This is a genomic window from Bradyrhizobium sp. SZCCT0153 (assembly GCF_018129995.1).
GTDB lineage: Bacteria > Pseudomonadota > Alphaproteobacteria > Rhizobiales > Xanthobacteraceae > Bradyrhizobium > Bradyrhizobium japonicum_G.
On the sequence record NZ_JAFCKS010000002.1, the window covers coordinates 1,229,450 to 1,246,853 of the forward strand.

Sequence of the window (17,404 nt, forward strand, 5' to 3'; positions counted from 1 at the left end):
GGCACGGGAGTCGTCTGTCGGAAATGACAGAGTTCCCTCATTTTCAGACTTTACGTCAGTGCGGCAAACGCTCCACCGCGATCGCGGTGGCTTCGCCGCCGCCGATGCAGAGCGCCGCGACGCCGCGCTTGAGGTTTTGCGCCTCGAGCGCGTGCAGCAGCGTCACGATCAGCCGCGCGCCGGTGGCGCCGATGGGGTGGCCGAGCGCGCAGGCGCCGCCGTTGACGTTGAGCTTGTCGCGGGGGATGCCGAGGTCGCGTTGTGCCGCCATCGCCACTACGGCGAAGGCTTCGTTGATCTCGAACAGATCGACGTCACCGGCACTCCAGCCGATCTTGTCGAGCAGCTTGCGGATCGCCGGGATCGGCGCCGTGGTGAACCATTGCGGCTCCTGGCTGTGGGTGGCATGGCCCTTGATCTCGGCCAGAGCCGGCAGGCCGCTGCGATCCGCAAGCGAGCGTTTCGCCAGCACCAGCGCGGCGGCGCCGTCGGCATTGGCAGAAGAAGCCGCTGGCGTGATGGTGCCATTGGCGCGGAACGCCGGCTTCAGCCCGGGGATCTTTGCAGGATCGACCTTCAGTGGATGCTCGTCATTGGCGATGATGCGAGGACCTGCTTTCTCGCTCAGCGTGATCGGCGCGATCTCCGCCTTGAACGCACCGCCCTCGACCGCCTTGCGCGCGCGGCTCAGCGTCTCCATCGCGTAGGCGTCCTGGTCCTTGCGGGTAAACTGATAGGCCTCTGCAGTGGCCTCGCCGAAATCGCCCATAGAGCGGCCGGTCTCGTAGGCGTCCTCCAGCCCGTCCATCATCATGTGGTCGATGATGCGGTCGTGGCCGGCGCGATAGCCGCCACGCGCCTTCGCAAGGAGATATGGTGCGTTGCTCATGCTCTCCATGCCGCCGGAGACGACGATCTCCGCCGAGCCGGCGCGGATGATGTCGTGCGCCAGCATGGTCGCCTTCATGCCGGAGCCGCAGACCTTGTTGACGGTGGTCGCGCCGGTGGCGTCGGGCAGGCCGGCCGCGCGGGCAGCCTGGCGCGCCGGGGCCTGACCCTGACCGGCGGGAAGAACGCAGCCCATGAAGACCTCGTCGACTTTTTCCGGCGAAAGCCTGGCGCGTTCGAGCGCGGCGCCGATCACATGCGATCCGAGCTTGTGGGCGGCCAGCGGCGACAATTCGCCCATGAAGCGGCCGAGCGGGGTGCGGGCGGCGGAGACGATGACGACGGGATCGGCAGCTTCGGCCATGACGAAATTCCCTGCGATGATGTTGGATTATGATCATCATATGATGCGACGCAAAAAATGCAACTGCGCCCGGCATGAGAAATTGTCGTGGTTCGGATGAGAATTGCTCGTTCGAACGGAGGAGGCGGCCCTACCGCTTCCGGTTCACAAATGCCTGCATCAGCCGCGTCGGCTCGTCCGTCAGGAACGACTCGCCGAACACCTTGACGCTGAGGTTCACCGACTCGGTCAGCGGCAGTTCCTCCCACTGCCGCAGCAGTGCCTTCTGCGAGCGTAGCGCCTCGGGGCCGCATTCGAGCAACGCATTTACGAGGTGCTCGACCTCGGCATCGAGCCCGCCCTCCGGCGCGACCTTGTCGACCAGTCCCCAGGCCAGCGCCGTCGGCGCGTCGATGTTTTCCGCCGTCATCACCAGCCAGCGCGCGCGGGCCCAGCCGATCAGGCGCGGCAGCAGCGCGGCGTGGATCACAGAGGGAATACCGACGCGCACCTCCGGCATGCCGAAATGCGCATCATGCGCCGCGATCCGGAAGTCGCAGGCGGCCGCGACCTCGAGCCCGCCGCCGAGGCACCAGCCGGGCATGCGTGCGATCATGGGGGCCGGGAAGGCGCGCACGGCCTCGCAGAGGTCGCGCAGGCGGCTGATGAAGGTCTCGGCGGACTTCTGGTCGAGCCTAGCCATCTCCTTGATGTCGGCGCCGCCGATCATGCTCTTCTCGCTCTGGCCGCGCAGCACCACAACCCGGATGCTGCGATCGGAAGAGAGCTGCTGCAAGCCTTCGCGAAGCGCATCGGTGACGGGCGAGCCCAAAATGTTCAGCGAACCGGCGTTGCAGATCGCGACATGAATGACGCCGCGCGCATCGCGCGTCACGCCGCAGTGGTTGTTGAGCATTTCCATCGTGGCATCTCGAAAGTTTCGTGGACCAGCGCGAGGCGCACCCGTCGGGATCACTTCCGGGCCGAAACGCCCGGCTTGTCAAGCGGACGAGACGGGAGTTGCCAGTGCGAAGTCCGCAGCATAGTATGACGTCAATCATACAAAGAGGCCGCCATGACCCCTAACGATCAACTCGACCTGTTTTCGCCTGCGGGCCGGCGTGAGCGGGTGGTGGACTGGCAGGTGCCTGCGCCTGTTGCGAAAGTGGCGATGGGCCTGTCGGGCATGGACGCGATGCGGGGCATCCGCGACGGCCGGCTGCCGCCGCCACCCTTTGCGAAGCTGATCGGCTTCGTCATGGCCGTGGTCGAGCCGGGCCGAATCGTCATGGAACTGGAGCCGCGCGAGGATCTCGAGAACACCATCGGCCTCCTGCACGGGGCCACAGCCGCCGCGCTCGTCGATACCGCCATGGGTTGTGCGATCTCGACCAGGCTGGAGTCCGGGCAGGGGTCCGTCACCCTCGACCTGAAAATGACCTTCCTGCGCCCGCTCTCGGTCCGGTCCGGGCTGATCTCCGCCGAAGGCAACGTGATCAAGCTGGGACGCCAGACCAGTTACACCGAGGGCTTCGTCCGCGACGGTAAGGGGGCACTTGCGGTGCACGCAACGGCGACCTTTTCCATGATCGGCAACAATTTTACCGGGAATTAATGCGCCGTCTGGCCGATATCCATGTTATTAGATGACCTCCGACATTCAATGAGAGCCGCATGCGCTACTCCCGGGAACACAAGCAGGAAACTCACGATCGCATCGTGAAGAAGGCCTCCGTGCGGCTGCGCGAAAAGGGCGCTCACGGCATCGGCGTCGCCGACCTCATGAAGGAGGCGGGTCTGACCCATGGCGGCTTCTACGCCCATTTCGATTCCCGCGAGGCGCTGGTGATCGAGGCTTTCGCCTACGCCATGGATCGCTCCATGGACCATTGGCGCAAGCTCACCGGCGAGGCCGCTCCCGACAAGCGGTTGGCGCTGATCGCGGAGAGCTATCTCTCCGCGCTGCACCGCGACAATCCCGGCCATGGCTGCTCGATCCCCTCGCTCGGCGCCGAGATCGCCCGCGAGAGCCCGAAGACGCGCAAGGCTTTTGCCGGCAAGCTCGACGAGATGATCGAGATGATGACCGATTTCATCCCCAATCTGCCGCGGAAGGCCGCACGCAAGCAGGCGATCGCGACCCTGGCGACGATGGCCGGCACCATGCTGCTCGCGCGAATCGCCGGATCGAGCGAACTGTCGGACGAGGTGCTGAAGACGGGCAAGGACAGTGCGCTTGACGGCGCGCGGCGTGAGACGAAGGTGACGACTGCCAGGAAGGCGAAGCAGAACTAGGCTTCATCGTCCCGCAAACAACGCCCGGTCGCGCTCCACGATCTCGCCGATGTAATCCGCCACCGCTCTGATCCGCGCCAGATCCTTGCTGTCGGCGTGCATCAGCATCCAGAACGTCCGCGTGATCGAGACCTCGTCCGCCAGCACCGGCACGAGCTGAGGATAGTCGCCCGCCATGAAGTGCGGCAGCACCGCGATGCCGAAGCCGGCGAGCGTGGCATTGAGCTGCGCGATCAGATTCGCGCTGCGCAAGCGCGCGGAAATCCGCGGCGAGACCTGCGGCAGATAATCGAGCTCCGGCGTGAACAGGAGTTCCTCGATATAGCCGACGAAGCGGTGCTGCGGCAGCGCCTCGCGCAAGGTGATTTTCGGGAAGCGATCGAGATAGGCCGGCGCGGCATAGAGCCCGAGGCGGTAGTCGAGCAGCTTGCGGCCGACGATGCGGCCTTCCTTCGGCATGGTCAGGCTGATGGCGATATCGGCCTCGCGCTTGGAGAGGCTGAACAGCCGGGCGGTGGCCACAAGTTGCAGGTCGAGGTCCGGGTAACGGTCGGCGAAGGGCGCCAGCCGCGGCGCCAGGAACGCGGTGCCGAAGCCGTCGGGCGCGCCGATCCGTACCGTGCCGGTCAGCCGCGCCACCGAGCCGCCGACCTGCTCCTGGTTGGCGACGATGGTCGATTCCATCGCTTCCGCGCTGTCGGCGACGCGCTGGCCGGCTTCGGTCAGCAGATAGCCGGTCTTCCGCCGGTCAAACAGCTTGGCCGAGAGGTGCTTTTCCAGCCGGTCGACGCGGCGGATCACGGTGGCATGGTCGACGCCGAGCTGTTTTGCCGCAGCCGACACCGAGCCGCCCCGCACGATGGCCAGCACGAAGCGGAAGTCGTCCCAATCGATAGCGCCTTGATCCAGCATTTTCGCACATCTATGGTGCATTATCTCAGACTTGAATCCTATAAAATGCAGGTCGATAGGATTTGTCAAAGCGTTCAAGCTCGCCTCAAGGAGATCATTCCATGCGTTCAGTCGGACATTTCATCGGTGGCAAGGAGGTCAAGGGCACCTCGGGCCGCACCGCCGACGTTTTCGAGCCGATGACCGGTGACGTCCAGGCCAAGGTGGCGCTGGCGTCCAAGGCCGAGGTCCGCGCCGCGGTCGAGAATGCCCGTGCCGCCCAGCCGGAATGGGCTGCGACCAATCCGCAGCGCCGCGCCCGCGTCATGATGAAATTCGTCGAGTTGGTCCAGCGCGACTACGACAAGCTCGCCGAGCTGTTGGCCCGCGAGCACGGCAAGACCGTTCCCGACGCCAAGGGCGACATCCAGCGCGGCCTCGAGGTCGCCGAGTTCGCCTGCGGCATCCCGCATCTGATGAAGGGTGAGTACACCGAAGGCGCCGGGCCCGGCATCGACATCTATTCCATGCGTCAGGCGCTCGGCGTCGTCGCCGGCATCACCCCGTTCAATTTCCCGGCGATGATCCCGATGTGGAAGTTCGCCCCGGCGATTGCCTGCGGCAACGCCTTCATCCTGAAGCCCTCGGAGCGCGATCCCGGCGTGCCGATGCTGCTGGCCGAACTGATGATCGAGGCAGGTCTGCCGGCCGGCATCCTCAACGTCGTCAACGGTGACAAGGAAGCGGTCGACGCGATCCTCGACGATCCCGATATCAAGGCCGTCGGCTTCGTCGGTTCGACGCCGATCGCGCAGTACATCTACGAGCGCGCCGCCCAGACCGGCAAGCGCTGCCAGTGTTTTGGCGGCGCCAAGAACCACGCCATCATCATGCCGGACGCCGACATGGACCAGGCCGTCGACGCGCTGATCGGTGCGGGCTACGGCTCCGCCGGCGAACGCTGCATGGCCGTGTCCGTCGCGGTCCCCGTCGGCAAGTCCACCGCCGACCGCCTGATGGAAAAGCTGATCCCGCGCGTCGAGTCGCTCAAGATCGGCACCTCGATCGATCCGTCGGCCGACTACGGCCCGCTGGTGACGCGCGAGGCGGTCGAGAAGGTCAAGGGCTACATCGATATCGGCATCAAGGAAGGCGCCACGCTTGCTGTCGATGGCCGTGGCTTCAAGATGCAGGGCTACGAGAACGGCTTCTATCTCGGCGGCTCGCTGTTCGACAACGTCACCAAGGACATGCGGATCTACAAGGAAGAGATCTTCGGCCCGGTGCTCTCGGTCGTGCGCGCGCACGACTACAAGGAAGCGCTGGCGCTGCCATCTGAACATGACTACGGCAACGGCGTTGCCATCTTCACCCGCGACGGCGACGCCGCGCGCGACTTCGCGGCCAAGGTCAATGTCGGCATGGTCGGCATCAACGTGCCGATCCCGGTGCCGATCGCCTATTACACCTTCGGCGGCTGGAAGAAGTCGGGCTTTGGCGATCTCAATCAGCACGGTCCCGACTCGGTCCGCTTCTACACCAAGACCAAGACGGTGACCTCGCGCTGGCCGTCCGGCGTCAAGGAAGGTGCGGAGTTCTCGATCCCGCTGATGAAGTGATCCCCTCGGCCGTCATTGCGAGGAGCGTAGCGACGAAGCAATCCAGCGTCTTTCCGCGGAGGAAGTCTGGATTGCTTCGCGTCGCTCGCAATGACGAGAAAATATGAGCAGCCCAGCATGCAGTTCGCTCTGAACGAGGATCAGGTCGCGGTTCGTGACATGGCGCTGGCGTTTGCGGTGGAAAAGATCGCGCCGCACGCGCTGCGCTGGGACGAGGAGAAGCATTTCCCCGTCGACGTGATGCGCGAGGCCGCAACCCTCGGCATGGGCGGCATCTACATCCGCGACGACGTCGGCGGCTCCGCCATGACCCGGTTCGACGCGGCGCTGATTTTCGAGGCGCTGGCGACAGGCTGTCCGACCACCTCGGCCTTCATCTCCATCCACAACATGGCGTCCTGGATGATCGATGCTTATGGCAGCGACACCCAGCGCCACACATGGCTGCCAAAGCTCTGCACCATGGAGCTGATCGCGAGCTACTGCCTGACCGAGCCGGGCGCGGGCTCGGACGCGGCGGCGCTGCGCACCCGCGCGGTGCGCGAGGGCGATCACTACGTCCTCAACGGTCAGAAGCAGTTCATCTCCGGCGCCGGCGGCACCGACCTTTTGGTCGCGATGGTCCGCACCGGCGGCGACGGCCCCGGCGGCATCTCGACCCTCGTCATCGACGGCAACACGTCGGGCGTGTCGTTCGGCGCCAACGAGCGCAAGATGGGCTGGAATGCGCAGCCAACCCGCGCCGTGATCTTCGAGAACGCCCGCGTGCCGGTGGCCAATCGGTTGAGCGAGGAGGGCGTCGGTTTCAAGATCGCGATGGCCGGCCTCGACGGCGGTCGCCTCAACATCACGGCTTGCTCGCTTGGTGGCGCGCAGACCGCGCTCGACAAGGCGCGCGCCTACATGAAGGAGCGCAAGGCGTTCGGAAAACGTCTCGACGAATTCCAGGCGCTCCAATTCAAGCTCGCCGACATGGCAATCGAGCTCGAGGCCGCCCGCACCTTCCTGTGGCGTGCCGCGGCGGCGCTGGATCGCAAGGACCCCGACGCCACCATGCTCTGCGCGATGGCCAAGCGGTTCGGCACCGATGCCGGTTTCGAGGTGGCCAACCAGGCGCTGCAGCTTCACGGCGGCTACGGTTACCTCAGCGAATACGGCATCGAGAAGATCGTGCGCGATCTGCGCGTGCACCAGATCCTCGAAGGCACCAATGAAATCATGCGGCTCATCGTGGCGCGCAAACTGATCGAGGGGGCGCGATGACGGCGGTGGAGGAGGGCGACCTCATCGTTCGCCGCGAGGGCGCGGCGGGCGTGATCCGGCTCAACCGGCCCAAGGCGCTCAACGCCATGACGCTGGAGATGTCCATCGGCATCGACGCGGCGCTCGATCGGTTCGAGACCGATCCAGAAGTCGCGGTGATCGTGCTGGAAGGCGCGGGCGAGCGCGGCCTCTGCGCCGGCGGCGACGTCCGCGGGCTCTGGGAGAGCTCGCGCGAAGGTGGCGACCTCGGCGCGCGGTTCTGGCGCCAGGAATACGTCATGAATGCGCGGATCGCGAGATTTCCGAAGCCCTATGTCGCGTTCATGGACGGCCTCGTGATGGGCGGCGGCGTCGGCCTCTCCGGCCATGCCAGCCACCGAATCGTCACCGATCGCACCAGGCTCGCGATGCCCGAGGTCGGGCTGGGCTTCTTCCCGGACGTTGGCGGCACCTGGCTGCTGTCGCGCTCGCCCGGCGAGATCGGCACTTATTTTGGCCTGACCGGCCAGACCATGAATGGGCCAGACGCGATCCACGCCAGGTTCGCCGACGCCGTGGTGCCGGCGGCCAAGTGGCCGGTGCTGCGTGAGGCGCTGACCAGGGTTCGAACGGGTGCAACAGCGGCCGAACTCACCAAGCTCATCAACGGTTTTGCGACCGGCGAGACTGCAGGGCCGGTCGCTGCCAAGGAGCCGGCGATCGACGCATTGTTCGGTTTCGACCGCATGGAGGACATCTTCGCTGCGCTCAAACGCGACGGGTCGGAGTTCGCGCAGGTCACGCTGAAGACGTTGAACGAGAAATCGCCGCGCGGCATGGTGGTGACGCTGAAGCTGCTGCGGCTGGCGCGCGCCGCCTCGAGCCTGGAGGAATGTCTGGTGCGTGAATATCGCGCCGCGCTGGAGGTCTTCCGCAGCGACGATTTTCGCGAGGGCGTCCGTGCCGCCGTGATCGACAAGGACCGCAATCCGACCTGGTCGCCGCCGCGCATCGAGGATGTGACGCCCGGGATGCTTGCGCCGTATCTTGCCGAGATCGGCGCCGACGAACTCAAGTTCAATTAACAACAGTCTCAAGCGGAGGAACGACAATGGCCACGATCGCATTCATCGGTCTCGGCAACATGGGTGGCCCGATGGCCGCCAATCTGGTCAAGGCCGGCCACAAGGTGGTGGCGTTCGACCTCGTCGAAGCCTCGCGCGCGCAAGCCAAGGCCGACGGCGCTGGCATCGCCGACAGCGCTGCGGGCGCGGTAAAGGGTGCCGACGTCGTCGTCACCATGCTGCCGGCCGGCAAGCACGTGCTCGGCGTCTGGAACGAGGTCTTGCCCGCCATGGCGAAGGGCGCGCTGATCATCGACTCATCCACCATCGACGTCGAGAGCGCCCGGCAGGCGCATGCGCTCGCCGGCAAGCACGGCGTGCTCTCGGTCGACGCGCCGGTGTCCGGCGGCACCGGCGGCGCCAAGGGCGCGACGCTCACCTTTATGTGCGGTGGCGAGGAAGGCGCGTTCGCGGCGGCCAAGCCGGTGCTGGAGAAGATGGGCAAGAAGATCGTGCATTGCGGCGGCGCCGGCGCGGGCCAGGCGGCAAAGATCTGCAACAACATGATCCTCGGCATTTCCATGATCGCGGTGAGCGAGGCGTTCGCGCTCGGTGAAAAGCTCGGGCTCTCGCATCAGGCCTTGTTCGACGTCGCATCGACCTCGTCGGGCCAGTGCTGGTCGCTGACGACCTATTGCCCGGTCCCGGGCCCGGTGCCGACTTCGCCCGCCAACAACGACTACAAGCCGGGCTTTGCCTCGGCGCTGATGGTAAAGGATCTGACGCTGGCGCAGGACGCCGCCAAGGCCGCGGGCGCTGCAACGCCGCTCGGCCAGCATGCGCAGGAAATCTACCAGGCCTTCGACAAGGCTGGCCAAGGCGGGGTGGATTTTTCCGGAATTATCAAGCACGTTAGGGGGCTAGCCGGGAAAGCTTGATGACGACATTTCAGGAAGCACGCGCGTTTCTGCTTCATAACCGCACGGATTACGAAACAGCGGTCAGGGGCTTCCGCTGGCCCGATCCGGTTCCCTTCAACTGGGCGCTCGACTGGTTCGATGCCGAGCTGGCGGCGAACGCGGAGAGCAAGGATCGGCCCGCGCTCTGGATCGTCGATGCCGCGCAGGACAAGCAGACAAAACTGACCTTCGCGGCGCTTTCGAAGCGCTCAAACCAGGTCGCGAATTTCCTCCGCGCGCACGGCCTCAAGCGCGGTGATCATCTGCTGCTGCTGCTCGGCAATGTGGTTCCGCTGTGGGAGACGATGCTGGCGGCGATGAAGCTCGGCGTCGTCGTAATCCCGGCCACGACGCTGCTCACCGCCGATGAACTCCGCGACCGGCTCGATCGCGGCAAGGCGAAAGCGGTCGTGGCCGCCGAAGATCAGGTCGCGAAATTCGCAAGCCTTGGCGTGGAGAATGTCGTCCGCGTCGTGGTCGGCGCGTCGTCCGATGGCTGGCTTGCCTACGATGACGCCGCAAAAGCGTCGGAGAGTTTTGCGCCGGATGGCCCAACCAACGCCGACGATCCGATGCTGCTCTATTTCACCTCGGGCACCACTGCTAAACCAAAGCTCGTGCGGCACAGCCAGCGCAGCTATCCGGTCGGGCATCTCTCGACCATGTACTGGATCGGGTTGAAGCCCGGCGACGTCCACCTCAACATCTCCTCGCCCGGCTGGGCCAAGCACGCCTGGAGCTGCTTCTTCGCACCGTGGAATGCGGGCGCCACCGTGTTCGTGGTCAACCAGCCGCGTTTCGACGCCAAGGGCCTGCTCGCCACCATCGGCCGCTGCGGCGTCACCACGCTGTGCGCGCCGCCGACCGTGTGGCGGTTGTTCATCCAGGAGAATCTCGCTGCGTTCAAGGTGAGCTTGCGCGAGGTCTGCGGCGCGGGCGAGCCGCTCAATCCCGAAGTGATCGACCAGGTGCAGGCCGCCTGGGGTCTCACCATCCGCGACGGCTATGGCCAGACGGAAACCACTGCGCTCGCTGGTAACTCGCCGGGCCAGACGATCAAGGTCGGTTCGATGGGCCGGCCGCTGCCGGGCTATCGCGTGCAGGTGAGCGATGCCGACGGCTATCCGGCCAAGGAGGGCGAGGTGGCTCTGGTGCTCGGCGCGAACCGCCCCGCCGGCCTGATGCAGGGGTATCAGGGCGACGACGGCAAGCTTTCCGGCGCGGAAGGCGATCTCTATCGTAGCGGCGATGTCGTCTTTGCGGACGACGACGGCTATCTCACCTTTGTCGGCCGTTCCGACGACGTGTTCAAGTCATCGGACTACCGCATCAGCCCGTTCGAGCTGGAGAGCGTGCTGCTGGAGCACGAGCTCGTTGCGGAAGCCGCCGTGGTGCCGAGCCCGGACCCGATCCGGCTCGCGATCCCCAAAGCCTTCGTGCTGCTGATTTCGGGCGCCGAGCGCTCGCCGGCGACGGCGCTGTCGATCTTCCAACATTTGCATACGCGCCTTGCGCCGTTCAAGCGCATCCGCCGCCTCGAAATCGTCACCGAGTTGCCGAAAACGATCTCGGGGAAGATCCGCCGCGTTCAGCTCCGGCGGCTAGAGCGCGAGGACGACCGCAGCGATCCCCTGCGCGGCCGGGAATTCCGCGAAGAGGACTTTCCGGAGCTGCCGAAGACACGGAGTGAGACCTAAGTGAACGAAGTCTGGAAGAAGCCGCCGATTACGCTGGATGCCTATCAGGGCATGGTCGGCACGGAGATCGGCGTATCGTCGTGGCACCTGATCGACCAGCCCCGCATCGACACCTATGCCGACGTGATCGAGGATCACCAGTTCATTCACGTCGACCCTGAGCGAGCCGGGAAGGAGACCGCCTTCGGCACCACCATCGCGCACGGCTTCCTCACGATGTCGCTGCTGTCGATAATGTCCTATGAGGTGATGCCCGTGATCGCCGGCACCACGATGGGCGTCAATTACGGTTTCGACAAGCTGCGCTTCATCTCTCCGGTGCGCTCGGGCAAGCGCGTCCGCGGCCGTTTCGTTCTGACGGAAGGCAAGCTCCGCAAGCCGAACGAATTGCAGTCCCGCACCAACGTGACGGTGGAGATCGAGGGCGAGGACAAGCCCGCGCTGGTCGCAGACTGGCTCGGGTTGATCTATTTTGCCTGACCTGAGGCGTCGTTGCCGGGCTTGACCCGGCAACCCATCGCTGCTCAAAAGCTGTCCAAATTGGTGCGCTCGTACCCTCTCCCCTTGTGGGAGAGGGTGCCTCGGGGAACGCGAGGCGGGTGAGGGGTCTCTCTCCGCGAGCACATCTTTGGAGAGAGACCCCTCATCCGGCGCTTCGCGCCACCTTCTCCCACACGGGGAGAAGGAAAGGGAAGAACAGGACTTTACTCATGGCAATCAGGTTCGACGGACGCGTCGCCATCGTCACCGGCGCGGGCAATGGCCTGGGACGCGCGCATGCGCTGGGATTGGCCAGCCGCGGCGCCAAGGTGGTTGTGAATGATTTCGGCGGCGCGCGTGACGGCAGCGGCGGCTCGCTGTCGCCAGCGGAGACCGTGGTCGAGGAGATCCGTAAAACCGGCGGCACCGCGATGGCCGACGGCGCCGACGTCTCCAATTTCGAGCAGGTCACGGCCATGGTCGAGCGCGCCACCAGGGAGTGGGGCAGCGTCGATCTGATGTGCGCCAACGCCGGCATCCTGCGCGACAAGTCGTTCGGCAAGATGGAAGCCGCCGACTTCCAGAAGGTGCTCGATGTGCACCTCGTCGGCACTTTCTACTGCTGCAAGGCGGTTTGGGCCGGCATGCGCGACCGCAACTACGGCCGCATCGTGCTGACGACGTCGTCCTCCGGCCTCTACGGCAATTTCGGCCAGGCCAATTACGGCGCGGCCAAGTCCGGCATGGTCGGCCTGATGAACGTGCTGGCGGAAGAAGGCCGCAAGATCAACATCCGAGTCAACATCATCTCGCCGACGGCGGCGACCCGCATGACCGAGGAACTGCTGCCGCCGCAGGCACTGCAATTGATGAAGCCGAACGCGATCACGCCCGCGGTCGAGTACATGCTCAGCGAGGACGCGCCGACCCGCACCATCATGGGCGCCGGTGCCGGCTCCTTCGCCGTGATCAAGATATTGGAGAGCGAAGGTATCAACCTGCCCGAGGCCGAGTGGACGCCGGATGCGATCGCGGCGCATTTTGCCGAGATCAGCGACATGTCGAAGGCGAGGGCGCTGCAAGGGGCGTTCGAGCAGACGCAGAAATATGTGGCGCAGGCTGCAGCGCGAGCCGGGGTAAAGCTCTGACGGCCGTCGCCGTCATCGGCGCCGGCCCCGCTGGCTTGATGGCGGCGGAGGTGCTGGCGCAAGGCGGCGCCCGCGTCACCGTGCACGATGCGATGCCGTCCGCGGGCCGCAAATTCCTGATGGCGGGCCGGGGCGGGCTCAACCTCACCCACAGCGAGCCGCTGCCGCAGTTCATGGCGCGCTACCGTGAGGCCGCGCCAAGGCTGCAAGCTGCGATCGACGCATTTTCACCGGATGCGCTGCGCGCCTGGAGCGAGGCCCTTGGCGAGCCGACTTTCGTCGGCAGCAGCGGGCGCGTGTTTCCGAAGGCTTTCAAGGCCTCGCCCTTGCTGCGGGCCTGGCTGCGGCGTCTCGATGCTGGCGGCGTAAGGTTTGCCTTTCGGCACCGCTGGACCGGATGGGATGATGAGGGGCGGCTACAGTTTCAAACGCCTGAGGGCGCGCTTGCCATCGCGGCCGATGCCGCCGTGTTCGCGCTCGGCGGCGCAAGCTGGCCGCGGCTCGGCTCGGACGGCAGCTGGGTCGGTGTCCTCGCAGCAAAAGGCATTGCCGTCTCAAAACTGCGGCCGGCGAATTCCGGCTTCACCGTCGCATGGTCCGAATTGTTCCGCGATCGTTTCGAGGGCCAGCCGCTCAAGGGCGTGGCGCTGACTGTTCGTGCACACGCGGTGCGCGGCGAAGCCATGATCACGCGCAACGGCATCGAAGGTGGCGCGATCTACGCGCTGTCGGCGGAGCTGCGTGAGGCGGTGCTGGGTCTCGGGCAGGCGACGCTGACGATCGCACTCCGGCCCGACCTCGACGCTGCCGCGCTGACCAAGCGACTGTCGGGCACGCGCGGCAAGCAATCGCTCGCGAACTTCCTGCGCAAGGCGGCGCAAGTGTCGCCGGTCGGCATCGGCCTGATGCAGGAGGCCGCCATTGCATCCGGCCGGCCGCTGGCATCGTTCTCGCCGGCCGATCTCGCCCATCTGATCAATGCAATTCCGGTTCAGCTCACCGGCGTTGCCCCGATCGATCGCGCGATCTCGACCGCAGGCGGGATTGCCTTCGATGAGCTCGACCAACGCTTCATGCTGCGCAAATTGCCAGGCGTATTCGCCGCCGGCGAGATGCTGGACTGGGAAGCGCCGACCGGCGGCTATCTGCTCCAGGCATCGTTCGCGACGGGAGCTGCCGCGGGCAGGGGCGTGCTGGAGTGGCTGAAGTGCTAACTGCCGTCATTGCGAGCGCAGCGCAGCAATCCAGAGTCTTTCCGCGGTGACAATCTGGATTGCTTCATCGCTTCGTTCCTCGCAATAACGATTGAGGAGGCCGCGCCTACCGCAATTTCCCGCGCGCCGCCACCGGCAGCGTGCCGATGATCTCTTCTCCGCGCACCATCACGACTTCGTCCATCATGTTGACGACGACGCAGACATGGTTGGGAACGATGCGGACGACGTCGCCGACATTGGGCCTGGTGTTGCTGCGGGAGAGGTCGAGAAAACCGTGCTCCTCGGCGAAGCGCGCGATCTTGGCTTCGGGATGCTCTAGGATCAGGCCGTGGCCGTCGAGCCCGCCGGTGTCGGATGTCAGCGTCTTGGAGCCGGCGTCGAGAATGCCGCGCTCGGGCGCGGCGCGGCTCACCACGGTTGAATAGATATGCAGCGCGCAGTCGTCCCAGGTGGCGACGCCGGCGGCGACCTGCATGCGGTCGTTATAGATATAGGTCCCGAAGCGATGCTCGGTGCCGCCATTGAGCTTGCCGAGATTCTTCAGGTTCGGCGTGCCTCCGGTGGAGACGATCTTGGCGTCCAGCCCGTGTGCGCGCACGCCGGCCAGCGCCTCGTCGTAGAACTTTTGGGCGTCGGCCCAGCCGGTCTCGGTCGGATAGAGCATGAATCCCGCGAAGTGCAGCCCCTTGGACGCAGCGATCTCGCGCGCCAGCGCAATCGCCTGCGTTGGGGTCTCTACGCCGGCGCGCTTGCGTCCCGTATCGCATTCGACCACGACCGAGAGCGGACGGCCCGACGCCGCCGCGGCCCTGGGCAAGCCGGCGACGACCGTCGAATTGTCCGCGGCCACCGTCATGTTGGCCCTGGCCTGCAGCGCGCCGAGCCGCGCCATCTTCTCTTCGCCGAGGAGATTGTAGCTGATCAGGATGTCGTCGATGCCGGCATTGGCCATGATCTCGGCCTCGCCGAGCTTCTGGCAGGTGATGCCCTTGGCGCCGGCCGCGACCTGCATCTTCGCGATCGTCGGATTCTTGTGCGTCTTGATGTGGGGTCGGCTCGCGACGCCGGCGTCGTCGCAGGCCTTCTGGATCCGCGCGATGTTGCGCTCGACCTTGTCCATGTCGATGACGGCGCAGGGCGTGCCGTATTCGCGGGCGATCTTTGCGGCGAGGGGAGTTGTCATGGGTCAGGCCTGTTCAATTTCTTCGCGAAGCATCTCTAGTTCGAGCCAGCGCTCTTCCGCGGCGGACATTTCGTCATGCGCCTTGGCGATGGCGGCGGACGTGTCGTCGAATTTTTTGCGATCCTTGGCGTACAAGTTTGGATCGTCGAGCACCCGCTGCAATTTTGCAATATCGGCCTGCAATTTTTCCATCATCTTCGGCAGCGTTTCCAGCGCGTGCTTCTCGTTGAAGCTCAAGCGCCGCTTGGGCGCAGAGGCGGGTGCTGCGAGCCGATCCTCTTTCTTCTCCGCCGGGGCTTGCGCCTTCGCCGTCTCGCGCTTGAGGTCAGCGCCGCGCTGCGCGAGCATGTCGCTGTAGCCGCCGGCATATTCGGTCCATTTGCCGCTACCCTCAGGCGCGAACACCGAGGTGACGACACGGTCGAGGAAGTCGCGGTCGTGGCTGATCAGGATCACGGTGCCCTCGTAGTCGCCGAGCATGTCTTCGAGCACGTCGAGTGTTTCGAGATCGAGATCGTTGGTCGGCTCGTCCAGCACCAGAAGGTTCGACGGTTTCGCCAGCGCGCGCGCCAGCATCAGCCGGCCGCGCTCGCCGCCCGAGAGCACCTCGACCGGCGTGCCGCGTTGCTCCTGTGCGAACAGGAAGTCCTTCATGTAGCCGACGACATGCTTCGGCTTGCCGCCGACCATGATCTGGTCGCCGCGGCCGCCGGTGAGCGCTTCGGCCAGCGTCGATTTGGGATCGAGGCTTTCGCGGTGCTGGTCGAGGGTCGCTATCTCAAGATTGGCGCCGAGCCGAATGGTGCCGGAGTCGGGCTGTGCGCCGCCGGTCAAAAGATTGACCAGCGTGGTCTTGCCGGCGCCGTTCGGTCCGATGATGCCGAGCCGGTCGCCGCGCTGGATGCGGGTCGAAAAATTCTCGACGATCTTGCGCTCGCCATAGGCTTTCGTGACGCCCTTCGCCTCGATCACCAGCTTGCCGGATTGCTCGGCCTCGGCGGCGGCGAGACTGGCACTGCCTGCGGTGCCGCGATAATTGCGCCGCTGGTCGCGCAACGCGTGCAGATTGCCGAGCCGCTTGACGTTGCGCTTGCGCCGGCCGGAGACGCCGTAGCGCAGCCAGTGCTCCTCGTCGACGATCTTGCGGTCGAGCTTGTGCTGGTCGCGCTCTTCCTCGGCGAGCACCTCGTCGCGCCAGGTCTCGAACGACGCAAAGCCGCGATCGATCTGCTTGATCCGGCCGCGATCGAGCCACGCCGTCGAGCGCGATAGATTGGTGAGAAAGCGGCGGTCATGGCTGATCAGCACCAGCGCGCTGCGCCGGCTGTCTAGCTCCTTTTCCAGCCACTCGATGGTGGAGAGGTCGAGATGGTTGGTCGGCTCGTCCAGCAGCAGGATGTCGGGCGAGGGCGCCAATACGCTCGCCAGCGCCGCGCGACGCGCCTCGCCGCCGGAGAGGTTTTCGGGGTTTTCGTTACCGGTGAGCTCTAGCTGCTCGAGCAGATAGCGTGCCTGGTAGGGATCGTCACCCGGCGCGAGGCCCGCCTCGACATAGGCGAGCGTGGTCTTGTGTTCGCCGAAATCCGGCTCCTGCTGCAAATAGCGCACGGTCGCGCCGGGCTGGACAAACCGCGTGCCGCCGTCGGGTTCGACGATGCCGGCCGCGATCTTCAGCAGCGTCGACTTGCCCGAGCCGTTGCGGCCGATCAGGCAGACCCGCTCGCCAGTCGCGACGTTGAGTTCGACGCCGTTCAGCAACGGTGTGCCACCGAAGGTGAGCTTGATGTCCTTGAGTTGGATCAGCGGCGGCGCCATGTCAGCCTTGACTCGAATTCTGGCTCGTTGCGGCCTGATCGGCGCGGCGACGCTGGATCCGGCGCAGCGTCTGGTCGAGCGCAGAGAGAAACGTCGAGCGGTCGCGTGGCGCGAACGATCGCGGGCCGCCGGTGACTTCGCCGGCCGAGCGCAAATCCGTCATCAAATTGCGGACCGCCAGCGTCATTCCGATCGATTCTTCCGTGAACGGTTTTCCGTTCGGCGCGATCACGTCGGCACCCGCCTTCACGCAGCGGCTGGCGAGCGGAATGTCCGATGTCACGACCACGTCGCCCGGCCTGGCCCGCTCGGCGATCCAGTCGTCGGCAGCGTCCATGCCGGCACCGGCGGCGATGCGCTCGATCATCGGGTCCTGCGGCACCCGGATGAAATTGCCGGCAACCACGCTCACGGGCACGCCGTGGCGGCTGGCAACGCGGTAGATCTCGTCCTTCACCGGACAGGCGTCGGCGTCGACATAGATGCGGGTGGTCGTGTCGGTCATTCGCCGCGTGGTACCCCATTCGGGCCGCAAAGGCGAGGGGATTGACCGGTGTTCCCTG

Annotated in this window: 16 protein-coding genes; 10 read left to right on the forward strand and 6 right to left on the reverse strand. The window is 65.6% G+C overall.

Features of this window, described 5'->3' with window-relative positions; genetic code table 11:
* Positions 1-55: 55 nt before the first annotated feature.
* Both JQ572_RS13370 and JQ572_RS13375 read right to left on the reverse strand, forming a co-directional pair.
* Positions 56-1,252, reverse strand: coding sequence for an acetyl-CoA C-acyltransferase (locus JQ572_RS13370; RefSeq protein ID WP_211383457.1), 1,197 nt, complete (start codon positions 1,250-1,252; stop codon positions 56-58).
* A gap of 130 nt (positions 1,253-1,382) precedes the next feature.
* Positions 1,383-2,153 (reverse strand): enoyl-CoA hydratase, encoded by a 771-nt coding sequence (locus tag JQ572_RS13375; RefSeq protein WP_211383458.1) that lies wholly within the window; start codon positions 2,151-2,153, stop codon positions 1,383-1,385.
* A gap of 153 nt (positions 2,154-2,306) precedes the next feature.
* Between JQ572_RS13375 and JQ572_RS13380 the strand changes: the two genes are divergently transcribed.
* Entirely contained in the window at positions 2,307-2,846 is a 540-nt protein-coding gene (locus JQ572_RS13380) for a PaaI family thioesterase (RefSeq protein WP_211383459.1), read from the forward strand.
* A 59-nt stretch (positions 2,847-2,905) separates the two neighbouring features.
* Positions 2,906-3,526 (forward strand): TetR/AcrR family transcriptional regulator, encoded by a 621-nt coding sequence (locus tag JQ572_RS13385; RefSeq protein ID WP_211383460.1) that lies wholly within the window; start codon positions 2,906-2,908, stop codon positions 3,524-3,526.
* Between the two features lie 3 nt (positions 3,527-3,529).
* On the opposite strand, the gene JQ572_RS13390 is transcribed toward JQ572_RS13385, so the two are convergent.
* On the reverse strand, positions 3,530-4,438 hold the full coding sequence (locus JQ572_RS13390; RefSeq protein ID WP_211383461.1) for a LysR family transcriptional regulator: 909 nt from the start codon (positions 4,436-4,438) through the stop codon (positions 3,530-3,532).
* A gap of 101 nt (positions 4,439-4,539) precedes the next feature.
* Here JQ572_RS13390 and JQ572_RS13395 point away from each other — a divergent pair, with 101 nt between their 5' ends.
* The 8 genes from JQ572_RS13395 to JQ572_RS13430 all read left to right on the forward strand — a co-directional run bounded on the left by JQ572_RS13395 (position 4,540) and on the right by JQ572_RS13430 (position 13,840).
* Entirely contained in the window at positions 4,540-6,036 is a 1,497-nt protein-coding gene (locus JQ572_RS13395) for a CoA-acylating methylmalonate-semialdehyde dehydrogenase (RefSeq protein ID WP_038946438.1), read from the forward strand.
* A gap of 117 nt (positions 6,037-6,153) precedes the next feature.
* Positions 6,154-7,299 carry an isobutyryl-CoA dehydrogenase gene (locus JQ572_RS13400; RefSeq protein WP_211383462.1) on the forward strand — a complete coding sequence of 382 codons (1,146 nt, stop codon included), beginning with the start codon at positions 6,154-6,156 and terminating at the stop codon, positions 7,297-7,299.
* Positions 7,296-8,363 carry an enoyl-CoA hydratase/isomerase family protein gene (locus JQ572_RS13405; RefSeq protein ID WP_211383463.1) on the forward strand — a complete coding sequence of 356 codons (1,068 nt, stop codon included), beginning with the start codon at positions 7,296-7,298 and terminating at the stop codon, positions 8,361-8,363. The genes JQ572_RS13400 and JQ572_RS13405 overlap by 4 nt, the downstream gene beginning before the upstream one ends.
* A gap of 26 nt (positions 8,364-8,389) precedes the next feature.
* Positions 8,390-9,280, forward strand: coding sequence for a 3-hydroxyisobutyrate dehydrogenase (mmsB, locus tag JQ572_RS13410; protein WP_211383464.1), 891 nt, complete (start codon positions 8,390-8,392; stop codon positions 9,278-9,280).
* Positions 9,280-10,998, forward strand: a complete 1,719-nt coding sequence (locus JQ572_RS13415; RefSeq protein ID WP_211383465.1) for an AMP-binding protein — start codon at positions 9,280-9,282, stop codon at positions 10,996-10,998. The genes mmsB and JQ572_RS13415 overlap by 1 nt, the downstream gene beginning before the upstream one ends.
* On the forward strand, positions 10,999-11,478 hold the full coding sequence (locus tag JQ572_RS13420) for a MaoC family dehydratase (RefSeq protein WP_211383466.1): 480 nt from the start codon (positions 10,999-11,001) through the stop codon (positions 11,476-11,478).
* Positions 11,479-11,708: 230 nt separating this feature from the next.
* Positions 11,709-12,626: an SDR family NAD(P)-dependent oxidoreductase gene (locus JQ572_RS13425; RefSeq protein ID WP_211383467.1), complete on the forward strand. Its 918-nt coding sequence runs from the start codon at positions 11,709-11,711 to the stop codon at positions 12,624-12,626.
* Entirely contained in the window at positions 12,623-13,840 is a 1,218-nt protein-coding gene (locus tag JQ572_RS13430; protein WP_211383562.1) for a BaiN/RdsA family NAD(P)/FAD-dependent oxidoreductase, read from the forward strand. Before JQ572_RS13425 ends, JQ572_RS13430 begins: the two co-directional genes overlap by 4 nt.
* A gap of 106 nt (positions 13,841-13,946) precedes the next feature.
* On the opposite strand, the gene JQ572_RS13435 is transcribed toward JQ572_RS13430, so the two are convergent.
* Genes JQ572_RS13435 through JQ572_RS13445 form a run of 3 tightly spaced genes read right to left on the reverse strand, consistent with a single transcriptional unit; the run spans position 13,947 to position 17,346 of the window.
* Positions 13,947-15,026, reverse strand: a complete 1,080-nt coding sequence (locus JQ572_RS13435; protein WP_211383468.1) for a D-TA family PLP-dependent enzyme — start codon at positions 15,024-15,026, stop codon at positions 13,947-13,949.
* A gap of 3 nt (positions 15,027-15,029) precedes the next feature.
* Entirely contained in the window at positions 15,030-16,841 is a 1,812-nt protein-coding gene (locus tag JQ572_RS13440) for an ABC-F family ATP-binding cassette domain-containing protein (RefSeq protein ID WP_211383469.1), read from the reverse strand.
* Between the two features lies 1 nt (position 16,842).
* Entirely contained in the window at positions 16,843-17,346 is a 504-nt protein-coding gene (locus JQ572_RS13445; protein WP_211383470.1) for a YaiI/YqxD family protein, read from the reverse strand.
* Positions 17,347-17,404: the final 58 nt, after the last annotated feature.

Excerpts from the sequence above, each read along its gene's own strand:
- JQ572_RS13370 (WP_211383457.1), bottom strand. The coding sequence starts at position 1,252 with ATGGCCGAAGCTGCCGATCCCGTCGTCATCGTCTCCGCCGCCCGCACC.
- JQ572_RS13375 (WP_211383458.1), bottom strand. The coding sequence starts at position 2,153 with ATGGAAATGCTCAACAACCACTGCGGCGTGACGCGCGATGCGCGCGGC.
- JQ572_RS13380 (WP_211383459.1), top strand. The coding sequence starts at position 2,307 with ATGACCCCTAACGATCAACTCGACCTGTTTTCGCCTGCGGGCCGGCGT.
- JQ572_RS13385 (WP_211383460.1), top strand. The coding sequence starts at position 2,906 with ATGCGCTACTCCCGGGAACACAAGCAGGAAACTCACGATCGCATCGTG.
- JQ572_RS13390 (WP_211383461.1), bottom strand. The coding sequence starts at position 4,438 with ATGCTGGATCAAGGCGCTATCGATTGGGACGACTTCCGCTTCGTGCTG.
- JQ572_RS13395 (WP_038946438.1), top strand. The coding sequence starts at position 4,540 with ATGCGTTCAGTCGGACATTTCATCGGTGGCAAGGAGGTCAAGGGCACC.
- JQ572_RS13400 (WP_211383462.1), top strand. The coding sequence starts at position 6,154 with ATGCAGTTCGCTCTGAACGAGGATCAGGTCGCGGTTCGTGACATGGCG.
- JQ572_RS13405 (WP_211383463.1), top strand. The coding sequence starts at position 7,296 with ATGACGGCGGTGGAGGAGGGCGACCTCATCGTTCGCCGCGAGGGCGCG.
- mmsB (WP_211383464.1), top strand. The coding sequence starts at position 8,390 with ATGGCCACGATCGCATTCATCGGTCTCGGCAACATGGGTGGCCCGATG.
- JQ572_RS13415 (WP_211383465.1), top strand. The coding sequence starts at position 9,280 with ATGACGACATTTCAGGAAGCACGCGCGTTTCTGCTTCATAACCGCACG.
- JQ572_RS13425 (WP_211383467.1), top strand. The coding sequence starts at position 11,709 with ATGGCAATCAGGTTCGACGGACGCGTCGCCATCGTCACCGGCGCGGGC.
- JQ572_RS13435 (WP_211383468.1), bottom strand. The coding sequence starts at position 15,026 with ATGACAACTCCCCTCGCCGCAAAGATCGCCCGCGAATACGGCACGCCC.
- JQ572_RS13440 (WP_211383469.1), bottom strand. The coding sequence starts at position 16,841 with ATGGCGCCGCCGCTGATCCAACTCAAGGACATCAAGCTCACCTTCGGT.
- JQ572_RS13445 (WP_211383470.1), bottom strand. The coding sequence starts at position 17,346 with ATGACCGACACGACCACCCGCATCTATGTCGACGCCGACGCCTGTCCG.